This is a genomic window from Psychromonas sp. (assembly GCF_983033635.1).
The window spans coordinates 1-832 of record NZ_CEZLMY010000250.1 but is presented as its reverse complement, the minus strand read 5'-3'; the positions used below and the strand labels follow the sequence as shown (position 1 = coordinate 832).

Annotated in this window: 2 protein-coding genes; one reads left to right on the top strand and one right to left on the bottom strand. The window is 34.9% G+C overall.

The features are described 5' to 3' along the window. Nucleotides 1–312, bottom strand: a 312-nt coding sequence (locus AC4GME_RS17950; RefSeq protein WP_490379952.1) for a DUF1254 domain-containing protein, incomplete at its 3' end; no start/stop codon positions are given. A 274-nt stretch (nt 313–586) separates the two neighbouring features. Between AC4GME_RS17950 and AC4GME_RS17945 the strand changes: the two genes are divergently transcribed. Further along, nucleotides 587–832, top strand: a 246-nt coding sequence (locus tag AC4GME_RS17945; protein ID WP_490379951.1) for a hypothetical protein, incomplete at its 3' end; no start/stop codon positions are given.

The window sequence follows — 832 nt, the reverse complement described above, 5'->3', positions numbered from 1 at the left end:
TTCACCCTGCATTTCAGGAATCTCAATCATTACCTCTCCATTTGTCAAGTCAATCACTACTTGAGAATAGATATGATCCAGTGCTGGTGATACAACGGGGTTATCACCTTCCGTTGCTAATGTTTTAAAATGAAAGAGTTTATTAGTACCGCCAAACTTTTCAGCTGTCCCTTTTAGATAATTCGCATGGTGGAACGCTTTAAATGCATGCAGGTGTTCTAAAGGAGGTTGTTCAGGTGTTTGTTGTGCCGTCACATTCATCGCTGCACTCATAGCAAGTGCTATTGTTGTTAACTTTAATAATTTTTTCATGGTTCACCTCATTTAGATGCTAATACTCATATTCGTATAGAGCTTTTAGTTATACGATTTCGATGAACCCACTTTATCAATCGACCTCATTATTTGTTAGGTATAACAGTTATTCAATTATGAATAATAACGAGAGGGATTTGCTGTTTACAGTTCTATTTACCTATCTAAAAATTCAATTGTGAATAACTGTTATACGTTGGAAAGCGACTTCATTTGACTTACTTTTAGTGCACTAATTTCAAATTAAGAATTAACTATAGGAGTAAGCTCTATGAAAAGGCTAACAGCCATTTCTTTAATTCCATTACTAAGTGTTGTATCTGTTTATGCCCAGGAGCAGAACGAAAACATTCAAATGGAAGATAAAAAAACAGATAAGATCAGTACTGAAAATGACAAAAATCCTGAAGATCCCACTAAGATTATTACTAAATTTGGTGCAGGTTATAACGGAGATCTTACCTTTAACGGTTCAATTGGTTTAGATGATGAGCGCAAAATAGGTTTTGGCCTTAAC